This is a genomic window from Prevotella sp. P5-92, assembly GCF_002251245.1.
GTDB lineage: Bacteria > Bacteroidota > Bacteroidia > Bacteroidales > Bacteroidaceae > Prevotella.
The window spans coordinates 49,857-56,448 of the sequence record NZ_NPJG01000085.1 but is presented as its reverse complement, the minus strand read 5'-3'; the positions used below and the strand labels follow the sequence as shown (position 1 = coordinate 56,448).

At 48.1% G+C, this 6,592-nt stretch carries 5 protein-coding genes; 1 reads left to right on the top strand and 4 read right to left on the bottom strand.

Features of this window, described 5'->3' with window-relative positions; all coding sequences use genetic code 11:
- Positions 1 to 36: 36 nt before the first annotated feature.
- The gene (locus CIK99_RS09410) at positions 37 to 561 is read left to right on the top strand and encodes a Fur family transcriptional regulator (RefSeq protein WP_094381273.1); all 525 of its coding nucleotides are present in this window, start codon (positions 37 to 39) and stop codon (positions 559 to 561) included.
- Between the two features lie 397 nt (positions 562 to 958).
- Here CIK99_RS09410 and CIK99_RS09405 read toward each other — a convergent pair whose 3' ends face one another.
- From CIK99_RS09405 to CIK99_RS09390, 4 genes are read right to left on the bottom strand one after another with little or no spacing between them, the layout of a single operon-like run.
- Positions 959 to 1,474 (bottom strand): pyridoxamine 5'-phosphate oxidase family protein, encoded by a 516-nt coding sequence (locus CIK99_RS09405; protein ID WP_094381272.1) that lies wholly within the window; start codon positions 1,472 to 1,474, stop codon positions 959 to 961.
- Between the two features lie 32 nt (positions 1,475 to 1,506).
- Positions 1,507 to 2,400, bottom strand: a complete 894-nt coding sequence (locus CIK99_RS09400) for a hypothetical protein (RefSeq protein WP_094381271.1) — start codon at positions 2,398 to 2,400, stop codon at positions 1,507 to 1,509.
- The gene (locus CIK99_RS09395; protein WP_094381270.1) at positions 2,397 to 6,044 is read right to left on the bottom strand and encodes an ATP-binding protein; all 3,648 of its coding nucleotides are present in this window, start codon (positions 6,042 to 6,044) and stop codon (positions 2,397 to 2,399) included. Before CIK99_RS09395 ends, CIK99_RS09400 begins: the two co-directional genes overlap by 4 nt.
- Positions 6,041 to 6,580, bottom strand: coding sequence for a hypothetical protein (locus tag CIK99_RS09390; protein WP_094381269.1), 540 nt, complete (start codon positions 6,578 to 6,580; stop codon positions 6,041 to 6,043). The genes CIK99_RS09395 and CIK99_RS09390 overlap by 4 nt, the downstream gene beginning before the upstream one ends.
- Positions 6,581 to 6,592 lie beyond the last annotated feature (12 nt).

Here is a 6,592-nt window from a genome sequence, read left to right as displayed (position 1 = left end):
GATTTACGCTTGTTTTGATTTGCAACACTAAGATAAGTGAAAAATCTGACATGGCAAAATCCTGAGCAACTTTTTGTTGCTCAGGAACTTATAAATAAAGTTAAATCAAAGTGTTGCGGAATTAAGGTGAATCAAAAATATAAAGAAATACTAGAACAAGCAGGGATTCGCTCGACCGCGAATCGTCTGCTTGTACTCCAAACCTTGCACGAAACCGTGCAAGGTACTTTCGCGTTTTCTGATATTATGGAGAAGATGCCTTATATGGACGAATCCTCTGTCTATCGTACATTGACCTTGTTTGCTGAAAACCACATCCTTCACCATGTTGATGATGGCTCTGGCAAACAGAAATATTGTCTGTGCCGATGCGACTTGAAAGAAGGCGGGAATGAACTTCATCATCAGGGACACGTTCACCTGACGTGCATCAAATGCCACAAGACCATCTGCCTTGACAACATTATGATTCCACAAGTACCGATTCCCGATACCTTTACTGTCATCGAGTCAGAATATATCATAAAGGGATTGTGTGAGAAATGCAGAAATAAAGGGTAGTCTTGTGACAGTACGTATGCGCTTCGGGTTGCCATGGGAATGGATGTGGCTTTGGTCTTGAAGTCGTCTTTCATTACGTCGATGTTTATGGCCTTGGCAATGTGTCCAATTTCATGTTTTTTTACTGTTGAATCAACCATTTCCAACATGGAATAACCTCAATCACTCCATATTCATCTTCAATTATCTTTTCTTCATCGTAGGTGATGATTACTCTACGTTTGCAAGACAAGGCTTTTGGCAACTTCTTTCATCTCACTCTCATTCTTATCCAAATTGACCGTGGAATCATCTATTCTAGCCACCTCATAACCGATGCCAGATGTGGCTCCCATTATTATAGCAAAACGTATGTTACTCATATTTAATCGTAGATAGTGGCAACCAATGTATTTAATTATACCATCCGTCCGTATTTCATTTCATCGCCGTTGGCATCATACTGCTTGCGCTTGCCAACAGGAGGTTCAGTAAGTGTGATGCGTACAACAGCTGTGCGCGACATGCTACGTTCCACGGCGGCGTCAAAAGCATCCATGTGATTGGGTAGAAAACGTTGGCAAATGGCGCGAAGAGCCTCACGTTTCTCCTCATCATCCGTAACCATCTCAGCCTTGCCAAATGCTATGGCCGACTTGAATTCCAATGTAAAACTGCCGTCCTTCGGGCCTACCGTGGGCTTGCATTTGCTTACAGCATTCAGGCATACATGCGGATTTGTCCGCAGTATGTCCAACTTCTTTCCCTCGATGGCGCAATGGAAATAAAACGTATTCTCGTCGGTGCGAGCCAAAGACAAGGGAACGGAATAAGGCATCCCGTCGGCATCTGTCATACTCACTGTCATATATGGTGCCTTGTCCATCACTTCAAGTGCCCAGGAGGCATCCATTTCTCTGCTTTTCTTTCTCATAATTAGTACTTGTATAAAGTGAACAAAACTCCTTAACTTCCAAAAAGTTGAGCACATGCGAAACTTAAGTATGTGATATATCCTTCCTGGTCGTAACACCTGTGATATTTATTAATAAGGTCTATCAGGTGTTGCAGGGAAGGATTGTCGCAATGCAGATGACGGAAATGACAGTACTGACTGTCGTACCGTTCTCTTGAACCGCGGGACAGCCTTGCCTCAATGTCTTCGGGAATAAGGAACAAGGAGCGTTCGCCTAAGTGTATATGAAACTCGGTAAGGAAGATATGGATGCCGGCAAGGTCGAAGTCGCCGAAATGTACATATCGGTTGGGAATGTGTTGCAACCACGAGACGAGGTCGGTGGATTGCGGATAGCGTGAGACAAAGAGCAGTTGCGTGCTTCCAATGAATTGTTCAAACAATGTGCGTTGCTGGCGGATAAAGCGGAAGTTCTCCATGTTCTCTATGCCTACAACCACAACATCCTCCGGAATGCTGAACTCCTGCCAATCAGTCACAAACAGGAAACTTCCTTCCTCTGGACTAACCACGAACTTCTGACCATGCAGACTGCATACAATCGGCTCGTAGGAGTTGACGGGAAAGCCTGGACAGGAGCGTACGGTCAGCAGTTTGGAGTTGCCAGTTGTTGCGGCTTGTTTGGCACGTAATGCCTCCTCTGATAATAGCATCTCCCTCATCTGACTCAAGTCAGCCAGCCTCTCGTCCATAGCAGACAAGGCTTGACAGAAAGGGTGGGGTAGGGGGGCACGGAGTGTTCTGCGACTGCCATACGAGGTGCTTACAAGGATGCCTTCGCTTAGCATCTCGTCAACCCATTCTCCTCGCAGTTGGCTGGCTGGCAGCGACTCTCCATTGCGCAAGCGGATGAGTTTGTCGATGAGTGCAGTGGTTATCTTCATAGTTGTGAGATGAGTGGATGAATGATGGTCTTCGACTTGCCGTCCTTCTGCAGAAGATAGGTATAGCGGTAGTCGGTCACATTGTATGTGGTGGGCGATGAGTTGATGAGCAGGATGTTGCGTGCGTTGGCAAAGTCGAGTATGCCTTTCACGTTCTGCGGATGCAGCTTACCTATCTCGTCCATCATGCAATGGATGAGGAAGTCGCCGAACTTGCGGCTCACCTTCGCCTTGAACACGTTGATGAGCATGATGTTGATCATCGCCTTTACGAGTGTGTCCGTCCCCTCGCTGCCCACATGCGAGAGTTTGTCTGCCCAGCCCGTATCGTTGTCGTTCTCTATGATGCGAAACTGAAGCTGGAAGAGGTCGGAGAGCGAAAGGAATTGGCGTTGGGGATTGTCGGAGAGCGACTTCATGAAGTCGAGCAGATGAACTACCGCCTTCTGGTTCACCTCCTCACGATTAGCGGTGGAGAAGAGGTTCATCTCGCCCATAGCAAACTGGTTGTCGTCGTTGAACTCCTTGATGCGCTTCATCAGTTGCACCATCTTGTCGGCTGACGGCACCGACTGGAGTGCTATCAGCTTTATGACCCCCACGAAGTTACGCTCCTTGAAATCATTATTGATGTCATGGATAATCTTGTCAACGTCCGACTCGTGGCGTGTCAGTTCGCCCATCTCTTTCGACACACGGGCGAGTATGTCCACATAGCGTTCGCTGGTCCTGCGGCGGTATTCCTCAAGTTTGTTGTTGATGAGGAAGTCGTCGAGGTTGTTGGCGAAGTCAAGGTAATCCTCGTCGAGGGTCAGTTCGGTGCGGAAGTTGAAGGTGTTCTTCGCCGAGAAATTGGCTTTGAACACATTGACTCCCTGCTTAAACAGGTTTTGGCATTTCTGTCTTGACACGATAATGCTTGTGAGTTCGTCAACGGCCTGTCCGGGAGTGCGCAGAGTCTGCTTCTCCCTTGCATCAGTTAGCATTGGCGGACAGATATTCTCGTCGTGGGCGAAACGCTCTGCCTTTGTCAGTTCCTCTTCCAGTCGCAGCTTCTCGTCCCTTCGTCCGCTCAGTTCTCTGGCGATGGCGGTCAACTGACCGTCGTGCTTCTGCTTGCGCAGTGCGTATTTCCCGTTCAGTTGCGAGAGTTTGTCGGCAAGCATCCTCTTTAGGGTCTTGAGGTTCTCTTCCTGGTCGAAGAGTTCCTCCTTGTCATGACGGTAGTCATACACTAACTTGCGATGCTGCTCGATATACCTCAGTTCATTCTCCGAGGACAGTATCTTTGTCTTGCAGTCTTCCACTAAAGCCGTGTCTGCGCCACGTCCTTTCAGTTCCTCCACCTCCATCTGCCTTAGTTTCATCAGTTCTGCCTCGGCTTCTTTCTCGCGGAGCTTGGTTTCAGCCCGAATATCTTCCACTCGTTCCGTATGGCCCTTTTCGTTATTCCTCTTTGCCTCGTCATATTTCTTTTGTGCCGCGGTGATTTGCTTTTGTTTGTCGGCATTCATTTTTTCAAGATGCGCTTGTGCCTCTGTCATGCTGTGAGCCAACTCCAGCTGACGGGTGTTCAGTTCCTGCTGTCGCTGTTCAATGAGAGTCTTGCCCTTGGCTTCAAAGTCATCTATCTTTACTCGTATGGCTTTTCGTTGCTGTGGAATCATGTTCAGCTCAGCCTCGGCAATCGACTTCTTCTGTCTGAGTTCCTTCACTTTCGGACTAAACTGATGTTTCAAGTCCCCGATGGCTTTCTCCCTTTTCTCCTGCAGTCTATTCAGCTCAGCCTTGACACCATTCCCTTTGTTTTCCAGTGCCGTCTTCTCTTCTTGCAGTTGCTTGGGCTTCCTTACGTTAAGCGGAAGGTCGGCAAGGTCCAGTCTCACTCCATACAATGACGTACCCTCAGCTTTCTGTGGATGCAGACCTGTCTGATAGAGCACCTTTTCCTCATTGATCACCTTTCCGATGTTCTTCTCCCAGTCCTTTTTGTTTTCTTCGAGCCATTCATACAGAGAGCCTTTCGTGCGGTCGAGCATCTTGTCAATCTCGGCAATCTGCTCTTTGAGTGAATCCATTTGCGCCTGCTTTTCATCCATCTGGCGTTGATGTTTGGCAAGAGTCTCCACCTCCTGCTTGTCATATTCTGCCTGAAGTCGGTTAATCTCCGCTGTCTTGGCAGCTATTGTGCCTTGCAGTTCCTTATCCTTAAGACTCAGTTCGTTAAGCTGACTGTTCAGGGCATCCTTCTCTTCTTTAAATGGATTGAGATACTTTAGTTTCAAGAGTTCCTTTTCACAATCGTTCTGCTCAGAGCGTATGCTTTCCATCGAAGCCGACGCGGTGGCAATCTTCTCTTTGAATGAGAATTCTATCTCAGTGCGTGCCGTGTTGTATTCGTTGAGAAGACGCTCGTCCGTCTTCTGTTTGTCTTGACCTTCGAAGAGAATGCGTTCCTGCTGTGCGTGTCGGAATGTCTCCAATTGGTTGGTGACGTTCTGACAAAGTGCCTTGTACTTTGTCGTGATATCGTTGAAGCGTGCGGTAAGTTCGGCGAGTCTCTCCTTGAGTGTGTCCAGTTCCGCTTTCACGCCTTGCTCCTTGTCGTATCGTTTGATTACTTCCCCTATCTGCTCCTTGGCATAGAAGTCACGACGTTCCTTCAGTCGTTTCAGTTTTTCGTTTACGACACCTTGTTCCTGGTTGAGGCTCGATTTCTCCGCATCATGCTTCTGCTGCAGTTCCTCGAGCAGTCGTTTTTGCTTCTCCTGCTCCTGCATAAGCTCGGCAATCTTTGCCTCGATAAGGGGAAGCCGCTCGCGTGATATGCGCTCGGCATATTTCAGTTCGCCGCATAAGTCTGTGATTTGCTGTTTTATATAGAGCAACTCATGGTACGCCTTTACCACAGCCTCAGCCTGTTTCCTTACCACCGATTCTCCCTTTTGGTTCTGCTTGTACCAGCAGGAGATGTCGCGGTATTCCTGTTCAAAGTCAGCCACCTGACGTCGGAAATATCCCAAGTCAATATTAGCCTCCTCCTCACTCATCGAGCGGATGATAATGTCCTTGATGAAATTGGCGTCGAGGCGTGAGTTGAGGAACACGTTCTGAATGCTGCGCGGAATATTCTGATAGCGGTTGCTCTCCATCAGTTGGAAGCGCACGAACTCCTTGCCCACAGCCTGACGGTTGCCGTAGATGATATCGCGATACTGCTCGTAGCGGTCGATTATCTTGCTCATAAACACTCCGTTCAACCGCTCACGTATCACCTTGCTCTCTGCCGTCACCTCGCCATGTTCATCCACTATCCACTCTTTCTGATAGGCAGCATCCACAAACCTGTAGCATGCCCGGCCTGACGAACGGAATACAAGGATGGAGAAGGGGCCATGCTCATGCTCCACCTCATAGACCATATAGGAATTGGCATGAGGAAGATAGAACTCGTCGAACGATTTCATCTCCTTGGGGATGCCAAGATGTAGCTTGTCGGCATTATAAAAGAACAGGATTGCGCGGAGAAGTGTACTCTTGCCCACTCCCTGCGTGCCGATGAAATGCACATTGCCGTCCAACTTCACCTCGGCATAACGTATGTTGGCACTGTTGATGAAAATGATTTTCCGTAATGCTCTCATGCTTCTTCTGTTTCAATGATGGTGAGACAATCTATCAATTCTTCGATATAGTGGAATGCGGCAGTCACCTTGTAGGTGCCGTCAAGCTCATTCTCCAACTCCACAAAGCCTTGCCGCTCCAGGTCGGCGATGAGTTTCTCCATCTTCTCTTCGTTGGTTTTCACTTCGGGATAGAGGTTGCGTGCCTTTTCCTTCAGCTCGATGTCGCTGGAGAATTGCTCTAAGATGTTTGACTTCTGGAAGGAGAATCCCGAAGCAAAGGTATTGTTGAAAGTCTTGAGGAAATCCACACGGTCAATCCATAGGGCAAGACGCTGCACCTTGTCGGCAAGGTCAACCTTGTTTTCTGTGCGCGAGAAATAATAGTAGCCGTTGCCGCCTTCGAGCAGGAAGCCTATGCCACGGTAGTACTCCTGATAACTTTCAAAGTCATCCTCTATCGCATCGTAGAGGTGCGACCGCTGCTGTGATATGGAGTTCTGGGAGATGAATCCGCCCTTGCTCAGTATGTCGAATATTTCTTTCGTATAACGCATAATTATTATTTT

Coding starts and splice junctions, on each gene's coding strand:
- CIK99_RS09405 (WP_094381272.1), bottom strand. CDS start 1,474: ATGAGAAAGAAAAGCAGAGAAATGGATGCCTCCTGGGCACTTGAAGTG.
- CIK99_RS09400 (WP_094381271.1), bottom strand. CDS start 2,400: ATGAAGATAACCACTGCACTCATCGACAAACTCATCCGCTTGCGCAAT.
- CIK99_RS09390 (WP_094381269.1), bottom strand. CDS start 6,580: ATGCGTTATACGAAAGAAATATTCGACATACTGAGCAAGGGCGGATTC.
- CIK99_RS09395 (WP_094381270.1), bottom strand. CDS start 6,044: ATGAGAGCATTACGGAAAATCATTTTCATCAACAGTGCCAACATACGT.